The organism is Mycobacterium sp. SM3041, from assembly GCF_039668335.1.
Classification (GTDB): domain Bacteria; phylum Actinomycetota; class Actinomycetes; order Mycobacteriales; family Mycobacteriaceae; genus Mycobacterium.
Window position 1 is genome coordinate 102,688 of the sequence record NZ_JAYXBQ010000074.1, and the last position, 24,861, is coordinate 127,548.

A 24,861-nucleotide genomic window follows, 5' to 3' on the forward strand; every position below is an offset into this window, starting at 1 on the left:
TCAGCGGCAAGTTTGCAGAGACGAGGTGGGCATGGCGAAGCCGCGCGGCCGATTACTCCCCAGAGCGTCGACGGCGGTGACGGCCCCGACCGGAAACCCAGCCGCATCACAGCCGTCGGGCAGGGGGAGGACATGCCCACGGTCGTTCGTGCCCAGGATGTCGCGCCACAGCTTGGCAGCACGGCATCGTTCTGAATCCAGAGCCTCTCGGGCCTGGACGGCCAGCTGCTCGAAGGTCTGTCCCGCCGACGTCCACTGCCACGGATCCAGCGCGGGCTTCAGAGGAGTGCCGAGCACCGGATCGAGCAGGCCGTCCTCAGCGCTGTCGATCAACCTGGCACCTACGTGTTCCATGGTCGTGGCAAGCAGCTGCGCGTGCGTCGTTCCGGTGACAAGCTGTTCATTCCACACGTAGTACGCGGCGATTTCGACGAACAGGCCGCCGGGGCGCTGCCCCGCGAGGTGAAAGTGGCGGACTTGCCGGAGCAGCCGCACGACGTGCCGGTAGGCGTTGTCCCCGTCGACCGTCGGACTCCATGATGCAGTGGCCAGGGCATTCGTGTCATCGGCGAACTGCACCGGATTGGTCTTGATCCAGCGACCCTCATCGTTGTTCCACTGGTCGCGGTCACGGTTGGGGATGGCCCAGTGGTCCCCCCAGGGCACAGCAGGCACAGCGTCGATGGCGAACGCGTCGTCGCTGAAATGGCCTTCAGGTTCGGGGAAGTCAATTTTCAGCGACCGTGCCTGGCGGGTGATGCGCCCACCCGGATCTTCGCCCTTCACGCCGTATTCGTCGACGAGAACGCGCTCAACGGCGTTGTAGATTTTCTCGGGGCTGTGGCGCACCGATAGCTCGGTGAAGCGCAAGAAGACGTCGACGTCTTTGCCGGGATACCGGGCGGTCAGGCGCGCGTAGGAGCCGATGAGCCGGGTGTCGATGCCCCAGTTTTTCAGCTCGGCGTCGGCTTCAAGGAGGTTGCGCACCTCGGTATGTGCGGCGATAGCGCGGTCGCGCTTGTCGCCGTGGATGCTGACGTTGCGTACCGCTTTGGCGAACTCGCCGTCGAGTGTCTCCATCGGGCTCCTTCAAGTTTGTCGAATCGGGTCCAATAGCAGGGCTTTTGGTGTCGCGAACAGGCATTGCGGTGTGCCACGTGGAAACTCCCAATGCTGTGCGAGCCGACACCGTGATGGCTGTACGGGGAATGGGGTTCAGGCTGAGCGGCCTGCCCCATGCGCGACGACATTCGAATGCGGATTCTAGCGCCGGGGTCCGACATCTCTGATGTGTGCGTCAATATTTGGTGATCGGCGTGGTGCCGGCCCAACGTCGATCGGAGTCCGCTTCAATCCGGCGACTGAGCCCCAATGGCGTCCGACGCTCCGGCAATATGATGTGGTTTGACCCTGCCCGGCCGCGGCCAGTCTTCCCGACCTACAGTCCGCACGAACCAGACGACTTCGGCAAAGGAGCCCGTCCACTGTGACTGATGACAATGATCCACCAGAACCGACTCCGCAGAACCGGTTCGACCTCGCAGAAGCATTTCGCGCACGCCAGCAGCAGCTAGAAAGCGATCTGGGGTTTGGCCGCACCGTGCTCGCGCATCCCGGAACCCTCGGCGACGCAACGGAACTAGATTGGCGCGGCATGCTCGCCGACTTTCTGCCGCGGCGATACGGTGTTGCCAAGGCGTTCGTTATCGACGTCGACGGTGCCATGAGCCACCAGCTCGACATCGTCGTACACGACCGGCACTACTCGCCGCTACTGTTCGAGGTCGGTGGTGCCCACTTCATACCGGCCGAGAGCGTGTACGCCGTCTTTGAAATTAAACAGACTCTCAACAAATCCCATGTTGAATACGCTGGAGACAAGATCGCCTCGGTTCGCCGTCTGCGTCGAACGTCTGTTGGGTTCGACACCGCCACTGGCGCGGCCGCCGCTCAGGAACCCAAACGAATCATTGGCGGCTTGCTCGCGCTCGACAGCGACTGGAGTCCGCCGCTGGGAGACCCCTTGCGTGCTGCACTAAACACACGCGGCCCGGAAGAGGCCCTCGACTTTGGATGTGCTCTGCGTGCAGGAACATTTGAAGCGCCCGATCCTACCGACGGAGGAGAGCTCTGGGTCAGCAGGGATCCGACCACAAGCCTCATCTTTTTCACCCTCCGGCTCTTGAGTCGCCTTCGGGAGATGGCCACCGTGCCGGCGATGGACTATACCGCCTACATCGAATCGGCCCAGCAATCAGCAAAAAGCCATTGATGCCGAGGTCAGTGTCGGCGCGGTAGTGGCTGCCGGTGGCGCGTGGAAATATCACTGCAAGGTTCAAAACTCCTCAACAACAACGTATTTGAGGATCGAAGTGCCGTCTCTATGGCTAGGGGAGCGTCAGTGGGCATCTGGACAACCGTACCGTTACGGCTTTTGCCAGCTGGATGAGAAAAACCTGGTTGCCAACTCGATGAGAAGCCCAGAAAACACCAGGTAGGGAAGTCGCGGTTTGCCACGCAGTTTGAGAAGCGACACCAGGCCGCGGCGAACACTCTGACGATCTTCGGAAAACCGTTGAACGGCAACCCCGCCTACGTCTTCCCCGGATTCCTGGACGTCGCCTCCAGCAACCAGTGGATCACCGTGACCACGAAACCGGTTCTCCTGGACCAGCTTTTGACCGGCGGATCGAGCGCATCACTGCAACCCACCTACACGGTCACCGACGCGGCCAAGACCGCGATCATGGCTCAAGTCAAAACCATCACCGACGCGTGCACGAATTCCCACGCAGCGGCACCGCCGAAGCCCTGCGACACCGTGGCTTTCGGAGTGGTGGACGGCACGGTCAACTGGGGCCCAGCTGACCTGAGCCGCATCAAAATCGACAACATCGACAACTACAGTTCGGCGGGACTCACTGTCCGAGTCTCAGGGCAAGCGTTCTGGAACGGCGTTACCGGGCAAGATCAATGGCACGCTGGGGCCATCAAAACCCTTGACCAACAATCGATGTACATCAACGGCTCGGTTGACCTGACCAAATCGCCTCTGACCCTGTCCCAGAAATAGCCGAAAGCCGCTGCGCGCGAACGGGGCTCGCGCGCAGCGGCGTCGAGCCACGCACGCAGCCGGCTCAGAGATCACCAAAGCCATGGAATTTGGGGAGCAGCGAGTACTTCATCGCGCGCCTCGCGGCCCACGCCAGACCCGATCTGATTACCGTGCTGCACCCGTTGTTCACGGCGGCCGCGTCGCAGGAATAGCTGCGAGGTGTACGGCTGGACGAGCTTGTGATCGGAATGACCAGCAGTAGTGATTTTGATTCGCAACGACGGCGCCTGTACGTCATCGCACTAACTGGACCGGAACTGTTGGCACGGCCCGAAATTGGTGTCGGGTGGGGGTACCCGTGGCGCTTACGCTGGCTATGGAGGCCACTTCGACGCATCCCAGTCAGGTGATGGCGGTGGTCCAGGGGAGAGGAACACTTCATGTCACGTCGTTATGCCATCCGAATCACCACTGCCGCACTGGCCGCGGCGGCCACACTCGGAGCCACAGCCGGCACGGCGTCGGCGTGGCCCATCCCCATCACCCCAGAGCAGCAGAACTTTATCAATCAGGCTCGCGGCGCAGGATATCCCGGCTCAGATGACCAGGTTCTGCAGGCCGGGCTCTACGGATGCCAACTGCTCATGACCGGACGGGGCACTCAGGGCGCGACCGACACGATCGCGGCTCAGAACGGCGTCGATCCGGCACAGGCCGGCGCCCTGGTGCGTATCGCGCACGGCATCCTTTGCACATCGGCGCGCGGCTAGCCGCCTGTATTGGCCCTATCCGCAGGAGAATTCGATGTCATACCCGCAACAGTGGCAGGCCGGTCCGGAACAGATCGGAGACGCTCAACCGCACACGCAGCCTCCCCAGGCTCCGCCGACCGCTCCCGTCTTTCAGGTCACTACGATGACACACACTGGTGCGCTCGTTATGTTCGTCAATCAGCGGCAAGTCGTCACGGGAACGCACGAGCAGTGTAGGGCGGCTCTCCGTAGAGCCCAGATCCACAATCTCACCCTCGGATGGTGGAGTTTCCTTTCCATGATGATCATGAATTGGGTTGCTATAGCGCACAATTGGAGTGCACGAAGCAAACTTGAGGATCAGGCTAAACAGGCGCAGGCATACGCCCAGTGGTGGTGGCAGTACTACGGCCCGCGATGACGACGGTGTCACCACAGGTGTTCGTGCCCGCCACAACCACGTAACCGCCACCGGGCGGTCAAAATCCGCTGCGATACAGCAGGTTTAGCTGGCGGCACGAGCACGCCGCTGGGCGAGCTCGTCAGGCACCGCACCAGGAATGACGACACCGGTTGCGGCCTCGGAGGGAAACTGCAGCACATTTTCGCGGAGGTCAGGAAGGGCCGCGCCCACCGCGATACCGAATACGCCCTGGCCGCCGGCAAGCAGATCAACGACGTCCTCGGCCGAGGTGCACTCGTAGATGGACACACCGTCGCAGACCAGAGTCAACCCCGCCAGGTCGGTGACGCCGCGACCACGCAGCGCCGCCACGGCAGTGCGGATGTTCGCCAGCGAGATGCCGGCATCGAGAAGACCCTTGACCACCCGCAACACCAGCAGATCACCGAAGCTGTACAGGCGGACGCTGCCCGAACCCGTGGCGCTGGCGATCGACGGCTGCACCAAGTTGGTGCGAGCCCAGTAGTCGAGCTGCCGATAGGTGATGCCGACGATGTCGCAGGCCGCCGGGCCGCGCCACCCCCGGGTGCTCTCGGCCTCCTCGTGCACGCCGGCGAAGGCGTCACTGTCGAACGCGTCGAGCGTGAGTTGTTCAGACATCGGCTGTTGCCCTCCTGCGGCGCATCCCCATCGCCATCTCCATGGTAGGTCGCGACCATGCCCCGCTGCCGATGACGCGCTCACCCACAAAGGGCCGAGTGTCGACGGACGCCGCCGCCCCGCGACCGCCTGGCCCGCCAAGGTCCAGGCGGATGGGCGTCAAGCACCGAGATCGGGTCGAGCGAATGCTTGTCAACGACCTGCGTCGTTGCGCAAGAACCGCAGGCCACACGCTCGAGGAACGAGTCACCGCCCGGTAGGACAACAGGACCGTGACTGACGCACCATCGCTGTCCGAACGCCGGCCACCGGCTCGCCGCCAAGACAACAAGGTCGCCGAGTACGCGTTCCTGGTCCGCGTCCCCGGCAAGCCCTGGGACAACCAGGTCTTCCTGCCCGACGCTGCCGACAAAGCCGCCCAATACGCCGCCGACACCGGCACCACCGTCGAAGACCTCCCCATGGGGAGCTGACCGTCAGCTGACCGTCAGCAGGTCCTCCCACCGGGTCGTCCACCGCGGCGACAGCATGTCCCGGTGCATCACCCACGACGGCGCCGTCCGCAGCCCACTGTGCCCAAGCCCGATCGCCCCCGCCCCAAACCGGTCATGAATCGCATCGAGTACTCCGCTGACCGGCGAGCTCGCCATCTGATGCAGCCCCGGCGTACTGCCGGCAGGACTGAGCCCGGTCAGCATCAACCCGGCGCGCGCATACCGGGTTCCCGCACGCAGCCGCGGGAGCAGCCGGTGCGCGGCGGCCACCAGGTGCTCGGTGTGATCGGTCGGCTCGACGAACCCGACCGACAGGTGGGCGTGGTGCGGCGGAGCAGTCGAGTGCCACCCGGTCGACGCCGACACCGTCAGCGTGGTGGCCTCCATCCCTTTGCGTCGCAGCCGCCGGCCGAGCACGGCCGCGTACCCGGTGAGCGCGTGCCGCATGGTCTCCGGATCACTGATCGCCGTCCCAAACAGCCGGCTGTAGATGAGTTGGTGGTGCTCGGCCGGCACGTCATGAAACACGATGCACGGGGTGCCGCGCAGCTCGCGGACCGTGCGCTCCAACACCACCGAAAACAAGCCCCGAATCTGGCGTGGGTCAGCATCTTTCAACTGGCACGCCGTCTCGATCCCCAGCCGGGCCAGCTTGGCCGGCAGCCGCGCCCCCACACCCCACACCTCACCCACCGGCATGCCGGCGAGCACCGCGCTCATCTGCGCATCGGTGTGCCCGCCGAAATCAGCGATCCCTGACGGCGAGCGCTTCGCATGATGGGATCCGATTTTCGCCAGCGTCTTGGTGCGCCCGATCCCCACGGTGACCGGCAGCCCCAGTGTCGAGGCCATCACCGCCTGCACCTCCACCGCCTGGGCGTGCGCCGTCTCACGCGGCCACAACACGAACGACTCATCGATGCTGTATTCATGGACGTGCTCGGAATACTCCCGCAGCAGCGCCACCATGCGCGCTGAAAAATCCCCGTACAACTCGTAATTCGACGACTTGGCCACCACATCACGCAGCCGCGGGTTGTAGCGGACTTGAAACCAGGGCTGCCCCATCGGAATCCCCAACGCCTTGGCCTCTGCCGACCGCGCAACCACACATCCATCGTTATTCGACAGGACCACAACAGGTTTCGACCACAGCGACGGATCAAACACCCGCTCCACCGACGCATACATACTTCGCACGTCGACCAGCGCCACCACGTACCCGGCGGGCACTGTCATCGTCGACGAGCGGATCAGATCGTCTTGTGCAGTACCCAACACACCACACCCCAAATGACGACCTCCCGCCCGAGCAACGGGATGTCGGGGAAGTCCGGGTGCGCAGCCACCAGCCGCGGCCGCCGCCCCGACGACCGCAGCGTCTTCACCAGGAACTCGCCGTCGACGACGGCGATCACGATCTGCCCATCGACCGCCGTGCGGCCGCGCTCGACGATCAACATGTCGCCGTCGCTGATGCCGGCGCCTTTCATCGACCACCCCGAGGCCCGCACCAGGAACGTGGCCGCCGGCCGCGGCATCAGCCGCTCCGACAGGTCGATAGGCCCTTCCAGGTAGTCGTCGGCCGGTGACGGCCACCCCGCGGCAACCGTCGATACCGCCTCGCTGATCCACAGCGGCACGGCATGCACCGGCGACAGTTCCACCACCCCCCGAGGGTAGAACATGCGTTCGATTCAGCCAACCTCGCGCACAGCCGCGCACCGAGCAGGTGCAGCGCGGCTGGCGGCGGCGGTCCGGCCCTGTGCGACCGATCGGACTATGCCGGCACGTCGGGCCCGGACCACCGCCACCCTGTAGCTATCGCTGCGCAGACGCCTGGCCGCGGCTGGACATCGACGAATACCACCCCAGAGCCATCACGGCCATCATCAGCAGATACAACGGCTGCACCTGCCGGACCCCCATCGAGATCACCATGCCGACCATGCTGATCAGCGCCACGCTGAACACCCAGGGGAGGGCGCGCGTGACGGCGGGCTGATCGACCAACTCACGGGTCTTCCGATACGTGACCGCCACCATGCCGGCCGCGATGGCCGCAAACCAGAACGCCGGACCGCCGGCGACGACATAGATGACGAGCAGACCCGCTCCGACGGCCGCGCATACGCCAACATCTTTGATCATGTGATTTCCTCCATTTTCGAGTTACGGAACCTCGGCGGAACATCGCCGACAGCCGCAGACTATCGCCTCCTTCGGACACGAAGGTGATTCGCGCACAACAGCTTTCACAGTTGCAGCGGTGCTGCAACAAGCACCGCAAGAGCTGCATCGGTGCTACAACTCGGCGCGAAAGTTGCAGCGCCGCTGCAACTCGCCCCCGAACACCCGGCGACCAACCCCCACCGGCCCGCCTCGAAACACCAGTAGCGATTGGCCATCGTGTCCGACTTCGGCCGTAGCCTCACAACAGCAAGGGGAGAAGTCGAAGGGGAAACACATGATGAAGACCGCGCGGGCACTCGTCCTCGCCGCCACGGCCGCCCTGGCCGCCGGCTGCGCCAACCCGGACCAAGCCACACCCGCCGACCCAGCCTCCTCTGCGGTGGCCACCGCCAAACCCGCCGCCCCACCGCAGCCACCCCACGTCGCCCAGGACCGCGCATGCGGAGCATTCATCGCCATCGACCGACTCGCCCACGACGCGATCGCCCCAGCACCCGACCCCGGAAACCCCGCCCCCAAACCCAACGGCACCAACATCATGAGCTACGCCAGCGCACTGCAAACCCTTGACCGCCAGGGCCTTTCAGCACCGCTTGCTGCCGCGCTCAACGCGCACGCCTACGCACTGGCCAACGTCGGCGCCCTCATCAATCACAACGCCAAGCGCGAAGACGTCGCCTCCATGGCCACCGTCAGCGAGACGACCAGCCGCGTGATCCAAGCCCTCTGCGACAACACGTAAATGACCGACACCGCCCCGACCACAAACGGCGTCATCCGCATCAACTACCTCACCGAATTCCACCACGGAGACGACGCCGTCCTGCTGACCATGGACCGCACCGGCCTCCACCAGCTCCAGGCCGCACTACACACCGCGACAAACACCGGCAGCTCGCAACTAGAGCACGCCGGCATCGTTCACCAGTTCCACATCCAGCCCGCAGCAGCCGACATCGAGCTCCACCCAACCCACGTCACCTGGCAACTCGACCCAACGCGCGCAGCGACAATCATCGACCACCTCACGAGCATGGGGGAGCAAGACCACCACGCGTGCCACCAGTACGTCGACGACATGCACACCCCGACCGACCTGCTCATCCTGTCCCGCGACGAATACGTCGACATCATCTACCCCTGGGAACAACCCAGCTAGATACGGCGAGGAGCGATATGAGTGGACAGTCGATCTCGGCGTTGATGCGGGCAGAGATCACCGCCGTGCTGGTTGCTCAACCTCACCCTCTGTCGACGACCCAGATCGCCCAACAAATCGTGGGCCGCGGTCAAACCCAACCCAGAGCCAGCGGCTACTTCGCCGAGGACGTCTATCCCTACCTGCGTCAGCTGGAAAACGCCGGCGAGGTGATCCGGATACGACGTCAGAACGGCAGCGTGCGCGTCTTCTGGAAGCTGGTCAGCCGCCCCGACACCGCGTGGGCGGCAGCAGTAGAAGTGACTGGCGCTGTAGATCTCGATGCGCCGGCAGGGGCGATCATCGGCGGCGAAGACCCTCCAGCAGACGGTCGGCACGTCTCGAGTACATCCACCGAAGATGAAGAGGCCGCACTGCGGGCTCTTGTCGACGCCCGGAATCGTCAAATCAAAACGCTGAAAGCTCAAGTGGCCGAGCGTGATCAGACGATCGCGATACTGCACGGAGAGATCGCTCGGCGCGCCCGACAGGATCGTGGCGCGCCCCGGTTCGTTGTGCAGGACCTCGACCGGTGACCGGTGCGCAGGCAGTGGCGGAACCTCACACCTTTCGCAAGAAAACCGGTGTGGTGTACCGGGGTAAATATTTACCCCACCGCACCACACCGGCTACGCATCACGAAGTCCCGATAACCCTTTTCGCTCGGACGACCACCCGGGGCGCAGAGCACCGCCGGCCCGCCAAGAGGACCCCACCACAGCCGTTGGGGCTGAGCATGTTGCAGACACGGCGAGCGTTCGCCCAATCCACTCGGTCCCACGACGGGCGGTCCTGGCCACGTCCGCACCCCGGCGGCACATCACCGACACCAGTGAACTTTCGGCCCATTGGCACGTACTGCTGGTTTATGGTTACCGCATCGCTGGCGCGAAGATTGGGACCGGGTCGGCGCTGGCCACCGCATAGCTGTGATCGCACCATCTCGACGATCCGGAAGAGTCCCCGAATATGAGCACTGCAACGTTGTTCGCCCCCAAGATTCGGTACACCAGCACAGGGGAGAGCCAGTTCGACGCGATGGCGACCTGGCGCGCCGAGCTTGAGTTGGCCTACCTCGAAATCGACGGCGTCTGGGGTGAGGACACTCCGGATGTACTGGCCGGATACGCCGATTTCCTCATCTTGAATGTCGGCGAGCACCCGATCTTCGATCTGCTCGACTCGCTGTCAGCGGATGCCGAGTTTTTCGCCGATCTGTTTGACGACGATGCCGTGGATTTTATGGTCCAGGACCAGTTCGACGCTATGCCCTTCAATCGCGTCATGATCATCACAATGGTCGACGTCGCGGCCCCGCTGCGCGGCCACGACCTTGGCGCGTGGCTGGTAGCCGAGACAATCGCACGGATGGCCAGCCCCACAGACACCCTCGTGCTGCTCTACCCTCACCCGGCTGGTCCATGCACCGACAGCGCCTCCGAACTCGCTGGCACGACGGCGTTGTCACGATATTGGCAGCGCGTGGGGCTCGAGCCCATTAACTCGCAGCCAGACATCCTGGGCCAGTCCACTGCATACACAACGCTCCAGGAAGCGCGCGCCCTACTCAGCGTGGTCGACAAGGTAGAAATCGGCGTGCCGACTTCTCAGCTCATCGAGGAGCCCCGGGGGTATGTCGAATCCCGGCACACAGTCATCACATGACGGAGACTCCAGGCGTCGCGGCAGGGCTTCAAAGTCGTCCGCACGGAGGCAATTTGGCCGATAACGTATACGGTATGAGTGATGTGAATTCCTGGGATGTCGACGGAGGACAGCACCTGTTATCTGAACTCGAAACCCACTGTGCCGCAATCAACGACTGCGGCGCACAGCTACTGGAAAGCATGACAGGCCTGGTCCCCGACAGCCCATCTGGTACGGAGTGGCTGGGCAGGCTCGAAGCACAGATGCAAGGGATCGCCCAGGCCACGCGCACAGTGACCGCGCAGGTGGCGCAGACCGGCGAGTGCATGACCCAGGACGATCAGAACGCCGCCAGCCGGATGTGCGGCACCAACGGCTAACACCCTCGTCGTGATGTGCGCCAAACCCGGCTCCAGCTAATTCCTCGCCGCCAGAATCGATTTCAGCGACAAACCGACTCGACCTCATCCTAGGAGCGGGAACGGCGCCGTTTGAGGTAGTCGCCGCGCGGGCCTTCCAAGATGGCGATCACCTTGTCGCCCATCGCCCGGTAGGGATCAAGCGCCGCCTCGGCGGTGAATTTGAACCTGAGGGCACCGAGCGCGACCGCCTCGGACTTCGACTTGACGAACACCGCCCTCCACGGAGTATCCACACAATCGGCACGTACGACGAACGTGGCATGCAAACCCGCAAGCGGACTGATAGCCACGGCGTGCTCGCCAAAGCCGTTGTCGGCCTTGATCGTCAGGATCAGGTACTGATTGTTGACGCCGCCGGATGACTCAGTGCCTTCGTGCCACTCGCAGCGATCGGCGCCGAAATGCTTCTCGATATCCTCCAGCACGGCGATGCGCTTGTCGTCAGCCACGTAACCGCGGTACAGGCCCGAGCGGCGGATGCGGTCGAGAAACGCCTGCAGCTTCTCCCCGCGGGGCAGCACCTCAAACGGCAGCGCTTCGATCGCTCGTCGCGACTTGCGCGCGGCGGACGGCTCGATGTCGCGGAATTGGCGCAGAAAGTCATACCGGCCAGCCTCCAACGCGTGCAGGTGATGTTGCGATGCCGCGAAGTAGCCGTCGAGATGGACTTCGGCTGCGGCAAGCAGCTTTTCGGTGTCCGCGTACAAGTCAGCCAGGCGAGCGATCGCCGCATCGAGCTGATGGCTGGTGTCCACCAGCTTCTCAGACGCTGGGGGCCGCAGCCGGGGCAACCGGTTCCACAGGCGCTGATCCCCGCCGGGGTCGGCGACGGTGAGCATGAGCGCCTCGCGCAAGTACTTGTCACGGGCCCGCACTCGCCGCAGCTCGTCGGCGGCGGAGCTGCCGAAGTCGCCGGCATCAGTGAGGCTGGCGTACCTGGTGTCGAGTACCTGCTGCACCAGGGCAGGTTGCTCCAGAACGTTTCCGGGGGCGCGGACGAATTGGTTGAGCAGATCGGTCTCGGCTTCGACGACCTGAGCCACGATCGCGAGATCGTGGTGCGGAGTTCGGCCGGCCAGGGTCGGGTACGTTCGCCGGTGCGCCGCCGAGTACCGCCAGGCAAGGTAGCCGTAGTTTCCCTCGGCATCGGGGGTGAAGTCGTCGACGCAGGCGATGATCTCGTCGCGGTCGGTCAAGCTGGGGTCCAGAGCCATGATCAGGTCGGCGACGCTGTCCGGGTTGGCAACGCCGCGCACGGGCGGGAGATCGCCGGCCCGCGGCCGCGGCCGGCCGCGCTCGACCGGCTTGCCCGCCGGCGCCGGCGTCGGCGGTACCGGCCGCGCCCGGTCGGCGGGCCGGGGCGGCGCCGGCTCGGCGGCAGGCCCCCGGGTGCCCGTCGGTGGGCGCTGCGGAGTCCGATACTCGGCGGGGTGAAGACGCCCGTCGGTGGCGACGACGTTGCGCACGATGCGCCGCGGAACCCGGTATTTCGCTTCGTATTCCAGATACAGCTTGTCGAGAGCATCCCGGTCGTGATTGCCGGACGTGTAGGCCTGACGGAAGCTCTTACAGATCGCCGCTTCCTGTTTCGGGGTGAGACGGCGAACTCGCTGTGACGGGTTGGGCCGCGCAGGTGCAGCGATGCGAGCCGGCCGTTCAGGTTTAGCGGGGCGTGCGACGCCAACCTTTGGCGCCGGCGGGGGTGCGGTGTCGGGGCCGCGGCGAACATCACCCTTGCCCTGGGCCCAGTCGTCGAAGCCCTCCCGCAGCCGGCGCGCCACGGGAGCGGGCACCGTCGAGGACGCCGACTTGACGAACTCGCCGTGTTCGGTCAGCCACTGCAACACCGTCTTGGCAGGCACGCTCAGCTCTTTGGCCAGCACGTGCACCCGTGCTTTACCGCCCACCGTGTACCTCCCAACTCGGCCCCATTGCCGCAGCGTTTCCGCTGCCGAAGCTACTCCTGGCCGCCGACGCGGTTCTGCACCCACATCCGCGCGGACTCCTCGTATTTCTCGGCATGGCCGGATAGGCCATCGTGTCCGACCCAGCGTTTAAGGTCCACCCATGACCGACATCGAACGCGCCGGGCGCGGCGCTGGAGGTTGACGCGCGATGACCGATTTCACCCCGACCACCATGTTGACCGGAAACCGATTCAAAGACGACCCGGACCCGCTGTGGCTGATGACCCCAGACGAGCTGGCAAGCCTCCCGGCTTACTGCGGGCCCAACGCTGTTGTCATCGAGTGCATTACGGGAGCCTCGCTCACCATCAACCAAGGTGACACCATCGCCGAGCGCGAACTCACCGACACCCAACGGCTCCGGTTCCCCGACGGCTTGCAGCTGACAGTGACAGCCTGGGGCATCCGCGGCTCCCAGCTGTCATCGCTCAACGCGGCCCAACCGGAATAGCGCGCCATGTCGAACCCGAAACCAACCGCCGCGGCGGCACCCAGCGCATGCCCGACTCAACCGGTGCTCACCACCGCACCAGCAGACCTCGGACTCGCAGCACTGCGCCACGCCTCCCAGCTGGCCCGCACATCAGCATTGATGACCGCAGAACGCCAGCGGATCATCATCGACCGCGAAGAAACCTACCTGCGGCACCTGCAACGCAGCCGCTTCGACGGCCCCCTCAACCTCGACGACCTGCTAGACACCGACACCGTGGTCATCGGCCCCGTGCAGTCAATCCTGCTCGACCCGACACTCGCCACACTCACCGGCATCCAGGACGACGCCCGCATCGAGCGCGTCAAGCAGATCATCAGTGCCACCACCTCAAAACCGATCGGCGCACATGCCGCCCTGCTCCTGCTCTACATCATCGGCATCATCGGATGCATCCACCTGAGAACCGACCTCCACATCCCGCTCGTGCTCGCCCTCCTCGGCGCCCTGCCCTGTGCCTTCGGCGCGGGCCGCACCGCTTCCGCGCTGCACCGCAGCGGCATCCGCATCAAGGGCCCCGGAGACATCCGCATACCGCCCCGATACCCTGCGATCACGCTCGACGAGGGACTGCAGCTGGCCACCATCACCCCTCAGCTGTGGCACAACCCCGACCCCGGCAGCCCGCCGGCCGGTCCGACAAACCACGCCACACCGACCTCACAGGGCCCGGCCGCCGAGACCGCAGAGCACGACGACCGCCACCGCCGCATCGCCGACATACACGCCGCGATCAACGAGCTCGACGCGGAATGGCTTGACTACCAACTGGACTTAGAGGCCTGGTTTCTCACCAAACCCCAACTGCGCAACCTCAACGACCCCGTCATCAAGGCCTACCGCGACGCCGACGCCGCCCTACGCGACCACGCCGACAACCTCACCGACCACTGCACCGACACCCAGATCACCGCCGCCGAAGACGCCGCACGCACCGCGCTCAAAGCCTGGGGGACCGCCAACCGCCACGCCCTGTCCATCGGAGTCAGCGCGCTAACCCCCTCCGAAGAGGCAGCTCTGCACACCCTGCACGGCCTCGTCGCCCAGCTCAACGACCGCGCCACTCCGAAAGCCATGTGGCCCAAACTAATCAAAGCCATCACACGCACCATGGACAAACTCACCACCGTGCCGTTCACCCTGCGCGACATCGCCAAACTGCCGGTCATCGAAGCCGAGTCACGCCTGCGGGAACTGGCCCCCTGACACCATGCCCGACCGCAGGAATGCGGGAATGAACAAACGCCATAGCGGACGCGCGACCGGCTGACGCGGCGTAGCGCCCCGAAAAATTGCTGGCGGAAATGTCGTAGACCGCTGCTACCGTTGAATCCGTGACCATGATCCGCAGCGACTATTCGACCGCCGTGATGCACAAAGCATCATCGGCGGCTTTGTCGTGCGCGGACCTCACCAACGAATTCTTCGTCCCATCGTGGACGATCCAGGCCCAGCGCCGCGGCGGCAACAGCCAGCCCAGCAGCTTCCGGTTATTCCGTCATGAGCCTTCCGCCCCACCAGTGGGCGTGCGCCCCGACCGGAAGCTAGGGCCAGAAGAACAATCTCATACATCTCTCACTATTGGTGTTTGCGCTGCTAGGAACGTCGCCTGACATTCCTATAGTTTGGTGCACCCAAACGCCAAGTCCGCCAACAATATTCGGCGAAATATTCCCTAGACAGCACCCGTTGACAGGTGCACGATGAGAAACCGCAACGCACACCAACGCGGTGTGCAACGCAGACCAGCAACCCAATCACGTTGCCGTGTCGGACCTTTGAGAACTTCACAGTGGTGGCATTCGCGCTCGTGGCGGAATACCGGTAGACGCGCCCGGCTCAAAACCGGGTGCCCATTCTGGGTGTGCAGGTTCAAATCCTGCCGAGCGCACGTATGGTGTCAGGCGCCTGTAGCCCAAATGGGAGAGGCACCGGTCTTAGGTGCCGGTCAGTGTGGGTTCGAATCCTTCCAGGCGCACAAACCATGTCGGGTCGTTGGTGAAATCGCGTATCACTCTTGGCTTTTACCCATGAGTTCCGGGTTCGAGCCCCGGGCGACCCACCAGGCGCCGTTAGCTGAGCTGGGATAGCACCAGATTCTTAATCTGGGGACGGGGGATCGAAACCCTCACGGCGCACCAACACATTTCACCAATGCCGTTGAGGTGTAACAGGTTTGCACATCAGTCTTCCAAACTGACGGAACGGGTTCGAGGCCCGTCGACGGCTCCGATGCGGCTGTGGCCGAGAGGCTAGGCAGCGGTCTGCAAAGCCGCCCACGCGGGTTCGATTCCCGCCGGCCGCTCCACCAATACGGATGTAGCTCAACTGGTAGAGCAGCGGTCTCCAAAACCGCCGGCTGCAGGTTCAAATCCTGTCATCCGTGCCAGGCATCGCGACGGCGATGCCGAAACCCTGCACAAGCGACTCCGGAGTGCACACCGGACCGCAAGCAAGTCGCCCGCCAACGCGGGTGGACAGGGCGCAGCGGGCACGCAGCGTCAGGCAGGACCAAACGGGATGTAGCTCAACTTGGGAGAGCACCCGCTTCGGGCGCGGGTTGTTGTCGGTTCAAATCCGGCCTTCCCGACGATATTTCGCCCCTGTAGCTCAGTGGGAGAGCGCCTGCCTTACAAGCAGGATGCCGGGAGTTCAATTCTCTCCAGGGGCACTGGCCCAAAAACCTTGCACGGTAGGGCAGTTCGGTCAGCCCGCCGGGCTCATAACCCGAGAGGTCGCAGGTTCAAATCCTGCCCGTGCAACCACATTTCATCCGCGACAACAACCAGAGAGGAGGCACGCGGCATGAGACAGCTCCGCCAACGTACCAACCACCGCCGGCAGACCGTCGCGGTGTACAACGCCGACTACCGCGTGCTGACCCACGTGACCTGGCAGGAGGCCGTCCGACTGCTGCTGCGGGGCTCGGTCTACGTGATCGAACGCCACAGCCCGGCCGTACACATACACAGCCCCTCGACCAGCATCGAGCTGCCCATCTCGGTCGCCCTGCGTGAATACGTCCACCTCCCGCACCGGCACACCAACCGGGTCACCCGCGAGGGAGTCCTCCAGCGCGACGGCTACACCTGCGCCTACTGCGGCGGCTACGGCGACACCCTCGACCACGTTCTCCCCGAATCCCGGGGCGGCCAGAACACCTGGCTGAACCTGGTCGCCGCCTGCGGACCGTGCAACGGCCACAAAGACAACCGCACCCCGGCCGAAGCCGGCATGCGGCTGCTCTGGGAGCCCTACGAACCCCGCGAGCGAGACCGCTACCGCGTTCCCGCGATGGCCTGAACCAACCACCCCGGCGGGGCGGACGACGAACTATGAACCACCCCGAGTTCGGTGCACACCGGTTTATGGGTATGCAGCCTCGGACTGGGCTGTGCTCGTAGCGTAGTAGACGGCCTCGTACTCGACTGGTGGGATGCGGCCCAGGCGGTGCATGAGCCGGTCGGTGTTGTACCAGTGCACCCAGTCGGCGGTGAGCAGTTCTACGTCGGTCAGCCGGTGCAGCGGGCCGCGGCGGAACGGCGAATCGTCGCGGACGGCTTCGTTCTTGTACAGCCCGATGGTGGTTTCGGCCAAGGCGTTGTCGTAGGCGTCACCGACCGATCCGATCGAGGGCACCAACCCGGACAAGGACAGGGTTTCCCCGAACTTCACCGACGTGTATTGAGACCCCGCATCTGAGTGGTGAATAGTGCTGCCGGACAACGGATTACCCTCACGACACCGGAGTTCGGCAGCATGGCGGATCGCACGCCGCACGAACGCATCGCTCTTGCCCGCCGAGCAGGTCCAACCCACAATCCGCCCGGCATAGGCATCGATGGCGAACGCGGTGTAAACGAACACCCCGCTGGCCAACCGGACGTAGGTGAAATCGGCCACCAGCAGCCGGTTGGGCGCCGAGACGCGGAACTGGCGGTCCACCAGATCCGGTGCCCGGCCCGCGGCCGGATCAGCGACGGTGGTGCGGACCTTCTTGCGCCGGGTGACCCCGCGCCAACCGTTGGCCCGCATCAACCGTTCGACGGTGCAGCGGGCCACTTCGATGCCCTGACGCTGCAGGTGGGCCCACATCTTGGTCGCCCCGTACAGCGACTCTGGGGCCCGGCGGCCGTGCTCATCGGGTTCGTAGTAGCCGGCCAGCACCTCGGTGATCGCGGTGTCCCACAGGGCCCGCGCCGACGGCGGCCGCGCCAGCCAGGCGTAGAAGGTTCTCGGGGCAATCGCACAGCCATGCTCGGACAGCACGCGGCAGATCGAAGCGACCCCGAACCGAGCACGATGCTCGGCGATGAACGAACAGATCAGCGGCGTCGCGGGTCGCTCTCCCGCGCGAAGAAACTTGTTGCCGCCTTGAGGATTTCGATCGTTTCCTCAAGCTCACGGTTCTTACGTTTGAGCTCGCGCAACTCCCGTGCGGTATCGCTGGGCACCCCGGCACGATCCCCGGCATCGACCTCGCCCTGGGTGACCCACCGGCGCAGCGATTCGTAGGACACCCCCAACCGCTTGGCGACCGCGGTTATGCAGGCCGTGCGGGTGTCGTACTCCTCGGCATGGTCAACGACCAACCGCACCGCCCGGGCCTTGAACTCCTCGTCGTACTTCTTCGGCATGATGCGAATTACCTTCCCTCGAAAGAAGGTGTGCATCAAACTCGGGGTGGTTCACTACCTGGGACGAATCGTCCGCCCCGCCCAACCCCAACCCAATGCCCCGTAGCTCAACTGGCAGAGCAGCTCCCTGTTAAGGAGTCGGTTGCAGGTTCGACTCCTGCCGGGGTAGCGCACGCGTGCGCGGCGACGCGGGAGTGTCGCGGCTGGCTGTAACCCAGTTGCCCTCGGGCTCAGGGGGTTCGAATCCCTCCGCACGCACCAATGCCCGCTGGTGTAACCGGCAGCACCGCTGACTCTGGCTCAGCTAGTTCAGGTTCGAATCCTGGGTGGGCAACGCAACACTGACCCGTGGTGTAACCGGCAGCACCGCTGATTTTGGTTCAGCTAGTTCAGGTTCGAATCCTGGCGGGTCAACCAACGGTCCGTTGGTGTAGTCGGCAGCACACCTGGTTCTCAACCAGACGGCAGGAGTTCAACCCTCCTACGGACCACCACGCCGTTGTAGCTCACAGGGAAGAGCACCCGAGTGAAGCCCGGGAGGTAGCACGTTCGATCCGTGCCAACGGCGCCAATCACCCACGCCCCGTTCGGATATGGGTTAGTCTCCTGCTCTTTCACAGCGGAGGAGCGGGTTCGAGTCCCGCACGGGGTACGACTGCCTGGTAGCTCACCTGGTGAGAGCGCCGCTCTGATAAGGCGGAGGTAGAGGGTTCAAGTCCCTTCCAGGCAACCATATTTGGCCCTGTAGAGCAGTCGGAAGCTCGCCACCCTGTCACGGTGGAGGTCGCGGGTTCAAGCCCCGTCAGGGTCGCCATGGGGTACTAGCTCATCTGGCAGAGCGCCTGCCTTGCACGCAGGATGGCGGGGTTCAAGTCCTCGGTACTCCACCAAAACAACGAATCGGGAAGTGTGGCAGAACGGTAATGCAGCGGCTTGCTAAGCCGCCGGCGCGGCAAACACCGCGCTTGGAGGTTCGAATCCTCTCACTTCCGCGTTGGCGGTAGCTCAATCGGTAGAGCGCTGGGTTGTGATCCCAGAGGTTGCGGGTTCGAGCCCCGTCCGTCACCCCAATCGTCAATGCCCCTGTAGCGCAACGGATAGCGCGCCGGTGTCCGGAGCCGGAGGCTGTAGGTTCAAATCCTGCCAGGGGCGCCACGCCCACGTAGCTCAGCACGGAAAGAGCGCCAGATTACGGATCTGGAAGCCGCAGGTTCAAATCCTGCCGTGGGCACCAACTTTCACCAAAGCCGGATTAGCTCAACAGGCAGAGCACCTATCTAGTAGGAATCGTGCAGGTTCAAGTCCCGCATCCGGCACCCCCAATGCCACCACTGTCAGGGAGGGCAGCGCCACGGCGTGCAAAGCGGCTTCGAAACCCGTGCCAGGTCTAACAGCCTGATGGTTCAATTCCATTGTCCTCCGCCACCTTCCACCGCCTCCGTAGCTCAAATGGACAGAGCGGCGAGCTTCTACCTCGCGACCGGTGCGGGTTCGAGTCCCGCCGGAGGCTCAATCGTCGATCCCACCGGAATATCACAGTCCATCGCGCGGCCGAGCTGGCCGGCTAGCGTCCCCGCGCCGTGAAGTACACGACCACCGGGTCCGGCCAGGCCTCCTCGTCCGGCTCGCAACTGAACAACACGGGCACCCGGACAGGGGACTGTCCGGTCAGCCCAGCAGCGACGTCACGTGCAGCGTCCCGCCGCATGCTGCAGGTCAAGATGTAGCCGGGGAAGTGCAGTCCCACCCACGCTGTTCCCTCGCTCGGGCCCGGGCGCGCCTCCAGCGGATGTGCATTCCAGAACTGATCCGCCCGCATGTTCACATGAATCCCATTGACCGACAGGAGGTCGTCGACACGCCACCACTGGTCACTGACGAGCTTCTCGGCGAGCTCGCCGACATCAGCCTCAGCGATCACCACCGTCAGCGGTTCGCGCGGGTGCCACGTGAGCGCGGCCGGCAGTGTTTCGCGATCGGCCACCTGGCGTGCCCCCTGTCAGTACGGGCGGTGTTCGGCGACGTATGCCGCCGCCTGATTGGTTGCCCCGCTCGGCCAGACGTGGATGGTCTTGCGATCGGCTTCGGCGGCCTCGGCCATCAGCCGGGCAGTCATCTCGTCATCGGACACGAAATTGACGCAGTCCGGCTGCCGCGTGTGGTCGTAGACGCCGTGTGCCGTGCGGTTGTCGCACCAGCCGTAGTCGCTTCTATCTGCCATGATTTCCGCCCCTCACATGCTGTTCTGTGTCCAGGTACACCCAATGTATCACCGATGTGACACATTAGTGATACATTGGGTGGATGAGTGAAACCGTCGGCATCCGCGAGCTACGCACCAACACCGCGGACATCATCACCGCCGCCGAAGCTGGCCAGGAATTCCACGTCACCGTCCGCGGCAAAGACACCGGCGTCGTCATCACCAAACAACCCGCAACACCGCCGGCCGAACGCCGCCGCGGCATCACCCTCGCCCAAATCAAGCAAGCCGGCCTCTACACCCGACCAACATCACCAGGCTACGAGCAGGCCATGCTGGAAATGGTCGAGCGCGGCCGCGACGCCGCCGGCCGGGTCGGGGACCGCGACCAGTGAGAATCCACCTCGACACCAACCTGCTCATCCAGACACCACGCTGGGAACGCCTACCCGCCGGCGATCATGAATTCCTTGTCTCCGCGATCGCGTTCGCCGAATTCAGCGAAGGCACAGCGCATTCCAACCCAGCCATCGCCGCCCACGCCGCCATCGAGCTCATCCAGCACCGATCAACCTACGGCGACGGCCTCCCGTTCACCCAGCGCGAGGCGGACATCTACCGAGAACTCTGCGACCTCGTCGCCACCGCTGGCCGGACCCCCGGCGGCAAGCGCCGCGTCGACCTCATGATCGCCGCGATCGCCATCGGCGACGGCGCGGCCCTCGCCACACGCAACACCACCGACTTCGACGGCCTACAACCATTGCTCAGCGTCATTACGCTGTGAGACATCAAGCGGCCCAAAAAGGAAACACCATGGCACGCAAGCGAATCCCCGCCATATCGGCGAAACGCGCTTACGCCACGCTTGACGACTTCCTCAAGTCCACGAGTGCTAAACGACCCTTACCGGACCACTTACGCACAATCGTCGAGCGTGAACGCGACACCCTCTACCTCCACCTGGGAAACCACGAAGACCCCGAGCGATACATGCTGGCGGCGCCTGGACCGGTGCTGGCCATCCTGACTGACCAGCCCACCACCACCGTCTCTGACGCCGACCTACCAGAGCGGGTCCGCACTGTCATGGACACCATCAAGCGGCCGGCACGCGTACGCCCCTTCGTCTGGGTGCCCGTAACACTTCTGGTGGCGGTTGGAGTCGTTGTTTCATACGCAATCCACATGCCTCTCAACCCGATGCTGCTGACATTCCTCGTACTCATATTCGGAGCGGTGGGAGCGGCCGGAGTAATTCGGCCGAAAGACGACCCGCCCTACCACCAAATCGACTTCGCTGACGCCCTTGCCCTGGCCCAGTACCGCCGCCAGCCCACCATCCCCGCATCAGCACGCCTGCGCCTGAACCCCCCGACCGGCCAGAAAGACCTGCACAAGCCCATCGCCGAGCCGCCCGCCAAGCGCATCACCGGCCAGCGAGCCAAGCGCATCGCCGAAGTGCATGCCGCCCTCGCCGAGCTCGACCAAGAGTGGCTCGAATACGAGCTAGACCTGCGCGCCTGGTTTCTCACCAAGCCCCAGCTGCGCAACAGCGACGATCCCGCCGTAGCCGCATACCGCGACGCATACGTCACGCTGCGGGACAAAGCCGCCGAATTGACCGACAGCGCAACGGAAAGCCAGATCGACGATGCCCAGCGCGCAGCCCGCACCGCATTGAAAACCTGGCATGACGCAAACGCGCTCGCCCTGGAGCGCGGCGTCAACGACCTCAGCCCATCGGAAGAGGCAGCACTGTCCCGTCTCTACGGTCTAGTCAGTCAGCTCAACGACCGCTCCACACCAAAAGCCATGTGGCCACATCTCATTACGGTCATTACCCGCACCATGGACAAGCTCACTACCGTGCCATTCACCTTGGACTACATCGCTGGGCTACCTGTCATCGAAGCCGAATCCCGCCTCCAAGAACTCGCCCCCGGCAGCTTCCGCGCTGCACGGCATTCGCATAGCGTGAGCCAAACAGACCACACCGCAACCGGACACACGCCATGGGCCAACTGAACGTCAACCCTGCCGACCTCCTCCGCGTCGCCGCCGACTACGCCGAGCTGCACGCCCGCGCCGCCACCATCAGCCCCCAGGCCGCCGCCGAGGTCCAGCGCATCAGCGCCACCCACGGCCCAATGGGTTATCCCGTCGCCGTCGGCATCGTCACCAACCTGGCCCGCCAACAAGCCGCCCTCGACGCCAAGACCGCCCAATTCGACCAGTACAGTCAACGCTTCACCGAGCACGCCGCCACCTACCGCAACCAGGACAGCGAGGCCGCGAAGACCTACGTCGCGCCGGCCGACCTCCTCGACTACACCGAAGGCAAGCTGCCCCCGCTGCCGGTCGGCCGCGTCATCTGCAAACCCATGCTCGGCGGCTTCCGCTGCTCAGAATTCCTCCCCGGCGGCATGGTTTACCACTGGCTCAGCCCCGCCGACCTCTCCGGCTACTGGCCCGATTTCCCCGACTAAACGGAGCCCACCATGACCAACCCCAACGACACCGACGCTGAACTCACGGCCCTGTACGAGAAGTACGCCACCCACATCCGACCGCTCATCACCCAGACCGACGACCACACATGGCGTGCCCAATACCCCGGCGTCCACTGGCATGTGACCGCCGACAGCGAACAGGCCGCCGCGGACGCGATCTCCACGGAGGCGCTCCGCCGGCTCGACGCCGGCGAGCCCGACGCCGAACCACCGCACGATCTGCTCATTCGACACCTCGCACACCCGATTCCCGGCGTCTACGCCTTGGACCGAGAGTTGTTCCTGCACTTGCGCACTCACGCAGGACACGCGGAAACCCAGAAGGCGTTCGAGGAAGCCGAGCGCCGCCGCGCCGCCGGCAAGTCGTACACGATGGCCGACTACCTCGCCGAGCACCCCGCGAGCAAGCAATCCTGACGTTTCACCTTTTTCGCGCGGGCGTCGTGCCTGCGCCCGCAGTGATTGGCCATCGTGTCCGATCTCTGTCATAACCTCAGGCCTGCACGAATAAATCGGTGGACAGCCACCGCACCCTAGAGATGAACCCCTGAGTCAGGAGACCTACGGTGGATGCCACCGCCGCCACGAACATCGCTACCACGCCCACCGGTGTGGTCATGTTCGACGTCGACTCGACACTGGTCCAAGGCGAAGTCATCGACATGCTCGCCGCCAAGGCCGGCACCGAAACCACCGTTCGGCGCATCACCGAAGCCGCGATGCGCGGTGATATCGACTTCACCCAATCGCTCACGCAGCGCGTCGCTACCCTCGCCGGACTCGACGCCCGCGCACTGAACGACGTCGCCGACACCCTGCAACTGACGCCGGGCGCTCGCACCACCATCCGAACCCTGCGCCGGCACGGCTACCACTGCGGCGTCGTCACCGGTGGCTTCACCCAAGTCATCGAAAACCTCACCCGCGACCTCGAACTCGACTACGTGCAGGCCAACAACCTCGAAATCGTCGACGGCAAGCTCACGGGCCGAGTCGTCGGTCCCATCGTCGACCGAGCCGCCAAAGCGACAGCCCTGCTCGAGTTCGCCGCCCAGGCCGGCGTACCCATCACCCAAACCGTTGCGGTCGGCGACGGCGCCAACGACATCGACATGCTCACCACCGCCGGGCTGGGCATCGCCTTCAACGCCAAACCCGTTCTCCAGGCTGTCGCGGACGCCACCGTATCGTCGCCAGGCCTCGACGCCATCTTGTTCGTTATGGGCCTGCACGCGCACACGTTCGCGGCATCATCCTGAATGCGGCCGTGGCCGTCAGCTGTCGCCTGGCCGGGCCGCGCCCGATTCGTCAGCGGTCTCGCTGAGCACTTGAGCTAAATCAGCGACCGTCTTTTTCGCCCGAGTGAGAGCGGCCGCGCTGTCGAGCTGCGTCATCGCGCCGTTGAGAATGCCCAGAGCCTGGATGACCTGATCGCGGATGTCAGTCAACGCGTTCTGCCCTCGCACCGACTCGGAATCACGCAGGACCGCCCGTACCGCAATCTGCGCCACAGCCCGAACCGAGTCGGTCAGGGTGAGAATCTGGTCCATCGGTCCACCGTGGGCACGATCGACGACCTGGCGCAGATCGTCTGGGTCGACGTTGTACACAGCCGCCAGGCGGTCCACCGTGCTTTCGGGCGGCCGAGTGCGGTACAGCTCCCACTTGCCCACTGAGGTGGCGTCGACCCCCACCTGTTCCGCGACATCGGGTTGGGTAAGTCCCGCAGCGAGACGGTAGTGGCGCAGAGTCCACTCGCCGGCTGGAGGCAGGTTGAGGAAATCTGCGACCGGCCTGTTGAACACGGCGGCGATGCGGGCAAGGCCTTCCATCGAAGGTGATTTCCTGCCGGTGCGCATCGCGCTGACCATATTGACGCCGACTCCGAGACGATCGGCAACATCCTGGCGAGTCAATCCGGACCCGTCCATGGACTCGCGGAACACCTGCGCCGCGAACATGCCGGCGGTGCTATCAGACATCGTCGCGCAGGGTTGTCATCCAGGCCCTCATCGTCGTCAGCCTAACGCTGCGATCCTCGCCGGCTGGGAAGGTCGTCGAGATCGGTGGCGCGATAGCCGCAGCTCACCAGCTGAATGCGACAATAGAGCGCCATTGCAGCGCTGTTCTAGACATCTCCATGGCGGAGCATCGTTCCTCCAAGCGCTACCGGCGGACGCCGGTCCAAAAATCCGAGCTGCATGAACATGGCTATGCAACAGGG

At 64.4% G+C, this 24,861-nt stretch carries 28 protein-coding genes, 25 tRNA genes and 1 pseudogene; 44 read left to right on the forward strand and 10 right to left on the reverse strand.

The genetic code is table 11. From position 1 onward, the window contains the following. A complete protein-coding gene (locus tag VXD91_RS24975) occupies positions 1 to 1,080 on the reverse strand; it encodes a nucleotidyltransferase (protein WP_079630836.1) in 1,080 nt (359 codons plus the stop codon). Between the two features lie 406 nt (positions 1,081 to 1,486). On the opposite strand from VXD91_RS24975, the gene VXD91_RS24980 reads away from it, so the two are divergent. From VXD91_RS24980 to VXD91_RS24990, 3 genes are all read left to right on the forward strand, one after another. After that, positions 1,487 to 2,272 carry a DUF6602 domain-containing protein gene (locus VXD91_RS24980; RefSeq protein WP_079630835.1) on the forward strand — a complete coding sequence of 262 codons (786 nt, stop codon included), beginning with the start codon at positions 1,487 to 1,489 and terminating at the stop codon, positions 2,270 to 2,272. 303 nt (positions 2,273 to 2,575) lie between these two features. Further along, on the forward strand, positions 2,576 to 3,073 hold the full coding sequence (locus tag VXD91_RS24985) for a hypothetical protein (protein WP_095795297.1): 498 nt from the start codon (positions 2,576 to 2,578) through the stop codon (positions 3,071 to 3,073). 422 nt (positions 3,074 to 3,495) lie between these two features. After that, positions 3,496 to 3,825: a DUF732 domain-containing protein gene (locus tag VXD91_RS24990; RefSeq protein ID WP_095795298.1), complete on the forward strand. Its 330-nt coding sequence runs from the start codon at positions 3,496 to 3,498 to the stop codon at positions 3,823 to 3,825. Between the two features lie 487 nt (positions 3,826 to 4,312). Here VXD91_RS24990 and VXD91_RS24995 read toward each other — a convergent pair whose 3' ends face one another. Further along, positions 4,313 to 4,870, reverse strand: coding sequence for a MerR family transcriptional regulator (locus VXD91_RS24995; RefSeq protein WP_095795299.1), 558 nt, complete (start codon positions 4,868 to 4,870; stop codon positions 4,313 to 4,315). Between the two features lie 272 nt (positions 4,871 to 5,142). On the opposite strand from VXD91_RS24995, the gene VXD91_RS25000 reads away from it, so the two are divergent. After that, positions 5,143 to 5,343, forward strand: coding sequence for a hypothetical protein (locus tag VXD91_RS25000; RefSeq protein ID WP_095795300.1), 201 nt, complete (start codon positions 5,143 to 5,145; stop codon positions 5,341 to 5,343). Positions 5,344 to 5,346: 3 nt separating this feature from the next. Here VXD91_RS25000 and VXD91_RS25005 read toward each other — a convergent pair whose 3' ends face one another. The 3 genes from VXD91_RS25005 to VXD91_RS25015 all read right to left on the reverse strand — a co-directional run bounded on the left by VXD91_RS25005 (position 5,347) and on the right by VXD91_RS25015 (position 7,515). Continuing rightward, entirely contained in the window at positions 5,347 to 6,642 is a 1,296-nt protein-coding gene (locus tag VXD91_RS25005; protein ID WP_176470795.1) for a Y-family DNA polymerase, read from the reverse strand. After that, a complete protein-coding gene (gene umuD / locus VXD91_RS25010; protein WP_217989843.1) occupies positions 6,618 to 7,034 on the reverse strand; it encodes a translesion error-prone DNA polymerase V autoproteolytic subunit in 417 nt (138 codons plus the stop codon). The genes VXD91_RS25005 and umuD overlap by 25 nt, the downstream gene beginning before the upstream one ends. A gap of 151 nt (positions 7,035 to 7,185) precedes the next feature. Continuing rightward, on the reverse strand, positions 7,186 to 7,515 hold the full coding sequence (locus tag VXD91_RS25015; protein WP_095795303.1) for a hypothetical protein: 330 nt from the start codon (positions 7,513 to 7,515) through the stop codon (positions 7,186 to 7,188). A gap of 316 nt (positions 7,516 to 7,831) precedes the next feature. Here VXD91_RS25015 and VXD91_RS25020 point away from each other — a divergent pair, with 316 nt between their 5' ends. The 5 genes from VXD91_RS25020 (at position 7,832) to VXD91_RS25040 (ending at position 10,782) form a co-directional block, all read left to right on the forward strand. Then, the gene (locus VXD91_RS25020; protein ID WP_095795304.1) at positions 7,832 to 8,299 is read left to right on the forward strand and encodes a hypothetical protein; all 468 of its coding nucleotides are present in this window, start codon (positions 7,832 to 7,834) and stop codon (positions 8,297 to 8,299) included. Continuing rightward, a complete protein-coding gene (locus tag VXD91_RS25025) occupies positions 8,300 to 8,716 on the forward strand; it encodes a hypothetical protein (RefSeq protein ID WP_095795305.1) in 417 nt (138 codons plus the stop codon). It abuts the gene before it with no gap. Between the two features lie 17 nt (positions 8,717 to 8,733). Beyond that, on the forward strand, positions 8,734 to 9,291 hold the full coding sequence (locus tag VXD91_RS25030; protein WP_095795306.1) for a hypothetical protein: 558 nt from the start codon (positions 8,734 to 8,736) through the stop codon (positions 9,289 to 9,291). A 433-nt stretch (positions 9,292 to 9,724) separates the two neighbouring features. Beyond that, positions 9,725 to 10,420, forward strand: a complete 696-nt coding sequence (locus tag VXD91_RS25035) for a hypothetical protein (protein ID WP_095795307.1) — start codon at positions 9,725 to 9,727, stop codon at positions 10,418 to 10,420. Positions 10,421 to 10,494: 74 nt separating this feature from the next. Then, positions 10,495 to 10,782, forward strand: a complete 288-nt coding sequence (locus VXD91_RS25040) for a hypothetical protein (protein ID WP_141245035.1) — start codon at positions 10,495 to 10,497, stop codon at positions 10,780 to 10,782. Positions 10,783 to 10,871: 89 nt separating this feature from the next. On the opposite strand, the gene VXD91_RS25045 is transcribed toward VXD91_RS25040, so the two are convergent. Next, the gene (locus VXD91_RS25045) at positions 10,872 to 12,605 is read right to left on the reverse strand and encodes a hypothetical protein (protein WP_346416687.1); all 1,734 of its coding nucleotides are present in this window, start codon (positions 12,603 to 12,605) and stop codon (positions 10,872 to 10,874) included. 334 nt (positions 12,606 to 12,939) lie between these two features. Here VXD91_RS25045 and VXD91_RS25050 point away from each other — a divergent pair, with 334 nt between their 5' ends. From VXD91_RS25050 to VXD91_RS25115, 14 genes are all read left to right on the forward strand, one after another. Further along, complete coding sequence (locus tag VXD91_RS25050; RefSeq protein WP_095795310.1) at positions 12,940 to 13,242, forward strand: hypothetical protein; 303 nt, start codon at positions 12,940 to 12,942, stop codon at positions 13,240 to 13,242. Between the two features lie 63 nt (positions 13,243 to 13,305). Next, positions 13,306 to 14,490 carry a hypothetical protein gene (locus VXD91_RS25055; RefSeq protein ID WP_293021416.1) on the forward strand — a complete coding sequence of 395 codons (1,185 nt, stop codon included), beginning with the start codon at positions 13,306 to 13,308 and terminating at the stop codon, positions 14,488 to 14,490. Between the two features lie 128 nt (positions 14,491 to 14,618). Beyond that, a complete protein-coding gene (locus tag VXD91_RS25060) occupies positions 14,619 to 14,897 on the forward strand; it encodes a hypothetical protein (RefSeq protein WP_141245036.1) in 279 nt (92 codons plus the stop codon). A gap of 191 nt (positions 14,898 to 15,088) precedes the next feature. Then, positions 15,089 to 15,175: transfer RNA gene (locus tag VXD91_RS25065), tRNA-Leu, on the forward strand. A gap of 13 nt (positions 15,176 to 15,188) precedes the next feature. Beyond that, positions 15,189 to 15,262: transfer RNA gene (locus tag VXD91_RS25070), tRNA-Leu, on the forward strand. A gap of 11 nt (positions 15,263 to 15,273) precedes the next feature. After that, positions 15,274 to 15,349: transfer RNA gene (locus VXD91_RS25075), tRNA-Lys, on the forward strand. Position 15,350: 1 nt separating this feature from the next. Further along, a tRNA-Lys gene (locus VXD91_RS25080) sits at positions 15,351 to 15,425 on the forward strand. A 15-nt stretch (positions 15,426 to 15,440) separates the two neighbouring features. Continuing rightward, positions 15,441 to 15,513, forward strand: a tRNA-Gly gene (locus VXD91_RS25085). 5 nt (positions 15,514 to 15,518) lie between these two features. Beyond that, a tRNA-Cys gene (locus VXD91_RS25090) sits at positions 15,519 to 15,592 on the forward strand. Between the two features lie 5 nt (positions 15,593 to 15,597). After that, a tRNA-Trp gene (locus tag VXD91_RS25095) sits at positions 15,598 to 15,673 on the forward strand. A gap of 127 nt (positions 15,674 to 15,800) precedes the next feature. After that, a tRNA-Pro gene (locus VXD91_RS25100) sits at positions 15,801 to 15,874 on the forward strand. A 9-nt stretch (positions 15,875 to 15,883) separates the two neighbouring features. Then, positions 15,884 to 15,955, forward strand: a tRNA-Val gene (locus VXD91_RS25105). A 15-nt stretch (positions 15,956 to 15,970) separates the two neighbouring features. Then, a tRNA-Met gene (locus VXD91_RS25110) sits at positions 15,971 to 16,049 on the forward strand. Between the two features lie 40 nt (positions 16,050 to 16,089). Continuing rightward, positions 16,090 to 16,587, forward strand: a complete 498-nt coding sequence (locus VXD91_RS25115; protein WP_095795312.1) for an HNH endonuclease — start codon at positions 16,090 to 16,092, stop codon at positions 16,585 to 16,587. 63 nt (positions 16,588 to 16,650) lie between these two features. Here VXD91_RS25115 and VXD91_RS25120 read toward each other — a convergent pair. Beyond that, positions 16,651 to 17,921, reverse strand: a protein-coding gene (locus VXD91_RS25120; protein ID WP_095795313.1) for an IS3 family transposase whose coding sequence is annotated in 2 segments (ribosomal slippage) — positions 16,651 to 17,648 and positions 17,648 to 17,921 — 1,272 coding nt in all. Because the reading frame shifts where the segments join, the coding sequence is not laid out codon by codon here. Positions 17,922 to 18,017: 96 nt separating this feature from the next. On the opposite strand from VXD91_RS25120, the gene VXD91_RS25125 reads away from it, so the two are divergent. From VXD91_RS25125 to VXD91_RS25195, 15 genes are all read left to right on the forward strand, one after another. Further along, positions 18,018 to 18,090, forward strand: a tRNA-Asn gene (locus tag VXD91_RS25125). Positions 18,091 to 18,095: 5 nt separating this feature from the next. Next, a tRNA-Tyr gene (locus VXD91_RS25130) sits at positions 18,096 to 18,182 on the forward strand. A 1-nt stretch (position 18,183) separates the two neighbouring features. Then, a tRNA-Gln gene (locus tag VXD91_RS25135) sits at positions 18,184 to 18,255 on the forward strand. Between the two features lie 8 nt (positions 18,256 to 18,263). Then, positions 18,264 to 18,338 (forward strand) — tRNA-Gln (locus VXD91_RS25140). Positions 18,339 to 18,340: 2 nt separating this feature from the next. After that, a tRNA-Glu gene (locus VXD91_RS25145) sits at positions 18,341 to 18,415 on the forward strand. 1 nt (position 18,416) lies between these two features. Beyond that, positions 18,417 to 18,492 (forward strand) — tRNA-Phe (locus VXD91_RS25150). A gap of 9 nt (positions 18,493 to 18,501) precedes the next feature. Continuing rightward, a tRNA-Glu gene (locus VXD91_RS25155) sits at positions 18,502 to 18,573 on the forward strand. A 4-nt stretch (positions 18,574 to 18,577) separates the two neighbouring features. Next, positions 18,578 to 18,654: transfer RNA gene (locus tag VXD91_RS25160), tRNA-Ile, on the forward strand. Between the two features lie 5 nt (positions 18,655 to 18,659). Next, positions 18,660 to 18,735: transfer RNA gene (locus VXD91_RS25165), tRNA-Asp, on the forward strand. A 1-nt stretch (position 18,736) separates the two neighbouring features. Then, positions 18,737 to 18,811: transfer RNA gene (locus tag VXD91_RS25170), tRNA-Ala, on the forward strand. A gap of 13 nt (positions 18,812 to 18,824) precedes the next feature. Continuing rightward, positions 18,825 to 18,913: transfer RNA gene (locus VXD91_RS25175), tRNA-Ser, on the forward strand. Position 18,914: 1 nt separating this feature from the next. Further along, positions 18,915 to 18,991, forward strand: a tRNA-His gene (locus VXD91_RS25180). 9 nt (positions 18,992 to 19,000) lie between these two features. Beyond that, positions 19,001 to 19,076: transfer RNA gene (locus tag VXD91_RS25185), tRNA-Arg, on the forward strand. Position 19,077: 1 nt separating this feature from the next. Further along, positions 19,078 to 19,155 (forward strand) — tRNA-Arg (locus VXD91_RS25190). 200 nt (positions 19,156 to 19,355) lie between these two features. Continuing rightward, positions 19,356 to 19,431 (forward strand) — tRNA-Arg (locus tag VXD91_RS25195). Positions 19,432 to 19,485: 54 nt separating this feature from the next. Here the strand turns inward: VXD91_RS25195 and VXD91_RS25200 are convergent. Next, positions 19,486 to 19,905: a hypothetical protein gene (locus tag VXD91_RS25200; protein WP_095795314.1), complete on the reverse strand. Its 420-nt coding sequence runs from the start codon at positions 19,903 to 19,905 to the stop codon at positions 19,486 to 19,488. 15 nt (positions 19,906 to 19,920) lie between these two features. Then, positions 19,921 to 20,142, reverse strand: coding sequence for a hypothetical protein (locus VXD91_RS25205; protein ID WP_095795315.1), 222 nt, complete (start codon positions 20,140 to 20,142; stop codon positions 19,921 to 19,923). Between the two features lie 83 nt (positions 20,143 to 20,225). Between VXD91_RS25205 and VXD91_RS25210 the strand changes: the two genes are divergently transcribed. The 6 genes and pseudogenes from VXD91_RS25210 to serB all read left to right on the forward strand — a co-directional run. Next, positions 20,226 to 20,519, forward strand: a complete 294-nt coding sequence (locus VXD91_RS25210) for a type II toxin-antitoxin system prevent-host-death family antitoxin (RefSeq protein WP_095795316.1) — start codon at positions 20,226 to 20,228, stop codon at positions 20,517 to 20,519. Further along, positions 20,516 to 20,911 (forward strand): PIN domain-containing protein, encoded by a 396-nt coding sequence (locus VXD91_RS25215; RefSeq protein WP_095795317.1) that lies wholly within the window; start codon positions 20,516 to 20,518, stop codon positions 20,909 to 20,911. The genes VXD91_RS25210 and VXD91_RS25215 overlap by 4 nt, the downstream gene beginning before the upstream one ends. A 29-nt stretch (positions 20,912 to 20,940) precedes the next feature. Further along, entirely contained in the window at positions 20,941 to 22,152 is a 1,212-nt protein-coding gene (locus tag VXD91_RS25220) for a hypothetical protein (RefSeq protein ID WP_141245037.1), read from the forward strand. Further along, positions 22,140 to 22,613, forward strand: a complete 474-nt coding sequence (locus tag VXD91_RS25225) for a type VII secretion target (protein ID WP_095795319.1) — start codon at positions 22,140 to 22,142, stop codon at positions 22,611 to 22,613. Before VXD91_RS25220 ends, VXD91_RS25225 begins: the two co-directional genes overlap by 13 nt. Positions 22,614 to 22,625: 12 nt before the next feature. Next, complete coding sequence (locus VXD91_RS25230; RefSeq protein WP_095795320.1) at positions 22,626 to 23,054, forward strand: hypothetical protein; 429 nt, start codon at positions 22,626 to 22,628, stop codon at positions 23,052 to 23,054. Between the two features lie 194 nt (positions 23,055 to 23,248). Then, positions 23,249 to 23,896 (forward strand): annotated as a pseudogene (gene serB, locus VXD91_RS25235) (phosphoserine phosphatase SerB); the annotation flags it as partial. Between the two features lie 15 nt (positions 23,897 to 23,911). On the opposite strand, the gene VXD91_RS25240 reads toward serB, so the two are convergent. Continuing rightward, entirely contained in the window at positions 23,912 to 24,598 is a 687-nt protein-coding gene (locus VXD91_RS25240) for a helix-turn-helix transcriptional regulator (RefSeq protein ID WP_346416688.1), read from the reverse strand. Positions 24,599 to 24,861 lie beyond the last annotated feature (263 nt).

What these genes read in the sequence shown, in the direction of transcription:
- VXD91_RS25020 (WP_095795304.1), top strand. Translation starts at nt 7,832, where the DNA reads ATGATGAAGACCGCGCGGGCACTCGTCCTCGCCGCCACGGCCGCCCTG.
- VXD91_RS24990 (WP_095795298.1), top strand. Translation starts at nt 3,496, where the DNA reads ATGTCACGTCGTTATGCCATCCGAATCACCACTGCCGCACTGGCCGCG.
- VXD91_RS24995 (WP_095795299.1), bottom strand. Translation starts at nt 4,870, where the DNA reads ATGTCTGAACAACTCACGCTCGACGCGTTCGACAGTGACGCCTTCGCC.
- VXD91_RS25015 (WP_095795303.1), bottom strand. Translation starts at nt 7,515, where the DNA reads ATGATCAAAGATGTTGGCGTATGCGCGGCCGTCGGAGCGGGTCTGCTC.
- VXD91_RS25115 (WP_095795312.1), top strand. Translation starts at nt 16,090, where the DNA reads ATGAGACAGCTCCGCCAACGTACCAACCACCGCCGGCAGACCGTCGCG.
- VXD91_RS25025 (WP_095795305.1), top strand. Translation starts at nt 8,300, where the DNA reads ATGACCGACACCGCCCCGACCACAAACGGCGTCATCCGCATCAACTAC.
- VXD91_RS25035 (WP_095795307.1), top strand. Translation starts at nt 9,725, where the DNA reads ATGAGCACTGCAACGTTGTTCGCCCCCAAGATTCGGTACACCAGCACA.
- VXD91_RS25210 (WP_095795316.1), top strand. Translation starts at nt 20,226, where the DNA reads ATGAGTGAAACCGTCGGCATCCGCGAGCTACGCACCAACACCGCGGAC.
- VXD91_RS24975 (WP_079630836.1), bottom strand. Translation starts at nt 1,080, where the DNA reads ATGGAGACACTCGACGGCGAGTTCGCCAAAGCGGTACGCAACGTCAGC.
- VXD91_RS25040 (WP_141245035.1), top strand. Translation starts at nt 10,495, where the DNA reads ATGAGTGATGTGAATTCCTGGGATGTCGACGGAGGACAGCACCTGTTA.
- VXD91_RS25205 (WP_095795315.1), bottom strand. Translation starts at nt 20,142, where the DNA reads ATGGCAGATAGAAGCGACTACGGCTGGTGCGACAACCGCACGGCACAC.
- VXD91_RS25220 (WP_141245037.1), top strand. Translation starts at nt 20,941, where the DNA reads ATGGCACGCAAGCGAATCCCCGCCATATCGGCGAAACGCGCTTACGCC.
- VXD91_RS25230 (WP_095795320.1), top strand. Translation starts at nt 22,626, where the DNA reads ATGACCAACCCCAACGACACCGACGCTGAACTCACGGCCCTGTACGAG.
- VXD91_RS25050 (WP_095795310.1), top strand. Translation starts at nt 12,940, where the DNA reads ATGACCGATTTCACCCCGACCACCATGTTGACCGGAAACCGATTCAAA.
- VXD91_RS25240 (WP_346416688.1), bottom strand. Translation starts at nt 24,598, where the DNA reads ATGTTCGCGGCGCAGGTGTTCCGCGAGTCCATGGACGGGTCCGGATTG.
- VXD91_RS25225 (WP_095795319.1), top strand. Translation starts at nt 22,140, where the DNA reads ATGGGCCAACTGAACGTCAACCCTGCCGACCTCCTCCGCGTCGCCGCC.
- VXD91_RS25030 (WP_095795306.1), top strand. Translation starts at nt 8,734, where the DNA reads ATGAGTGGACAGTCGATCTCGGCGTTGATGCGGGCAGAGATCACCGCC.